A 1,240-nucleotide genomic window follows, 5' to 3' on the forward strand; every position below is an offset into this window, starting at 1 on the left:
AATAAAACAATTATGATCTTTCGCTCTCAACCTAGGAATGAAAATGGTTCCCCTCTCCCATAATGTAGATACCACAAACAGTGAGTATATAACGTGTCTTTTATTGGTGGTTTTACCCTGTAAATAAAACTGTTGGAATGAATTTGGTGTACAACCTATTGTTAGCTCTCTTTCTAAGAGATGACTACGAACAGAAAAATGTCTAATTTCAAATTCATTCCACTGTTTGTGGAATAATCTTATCGAAGGTGAATAAAGTGGAGACTTTACACAAATGTTGTGCCGGTTTGGATGTTCACTCAGAAACCATTGTTGCTTGTGTATTACTAGGTGATTCAGAAACTGATATGGAAAAAGTGATTGAAACTTTCCCAACTTTAACCAAGGATTTATTTCGTCTTCTTAAATGGTTAGAAGAAAAAGAAGTTACTCATATTGCAATGGAAAGTACGGGAGTTTATTGGAAACCAGTTTACAACATCTTAGAAGATTTTTTTGACATTACTTTGGCTAATGCACAAAGAATTAAAAACGTTCCAGGTCGGAAGACAGATGTTTCGGACGCAGAATGGATAGCCAAATTATTAAGACATGGACTAATTGAAAAAAGCTTTGTCCCTCCAGAAGACTTTCGAAATCTACGAGATTTGACACGGCTTAGAAAGAAATGGATTGGGCACATGACATCTGAGAAGAACCGAATTCAAAAAGTGTTAGAGACTTCAAACATTAAATTAAGTACAGTTATTTCAGATGTATTTGGTGTTTCAGGAAGGAAACTCTTAGAACAACTAATATTTGAAGGTTTTATTGATCAGGAAGAAGTTGAAAAAAAGATACATGGAAGAATGGCTCATAAAAAACAATTGATTACTGATTCATTATTCGGTACATTAAATGACCATCAACTTTTTCTAATTAAACAATCCTGGATGCATATTACCTATCTAGAAACGTTAATATCCGATATTGAGAAAAGGATCGATGAAATTTTACTAGATTATCAGGAAGAGGTTCAACTTCTAATCACAATGCCGGGTATTAAAAAAGATACAGCAGCAGTCATCATTGCAGAAATTGGAGTAGATATGGGACAGTTTCCAACTTCTAAACATCTCGCTTCATGGGCAGGGTTGTCACCTGGAAATCATGAAAGTGCAGGAAAAAGAAAAAGTACAAGAACGGTTAGAGGAAATCCACATATTAAATCTGCATTGTGCGAAGCTGCATGGGCTGTTTC

Annotated in this window: 1 protein-coding gene; it reads left to right on the forward strand. The window is 35.0% G+C overall.

Going from position 1 to position 1,240, the window contains the following annotated elements:
• Positions 1-257 precede the first annotated feature (257 nt).
• On the forward strand, positions 258-1,240 hold a 983-nt coding region (locus COD11_RS09210; protein ID WP_255301575.1), incomplete at its 3' end, for an IS110 family RNA-guided transposase.

It is taken from the genome of Bacillus sp. AFS040349 (genome assembly GCF_002577655.1).
Lineage (GTDB): Bacteria > Bacillota > Bacilli > Bacillales > Bacillaceae > Metabacillus.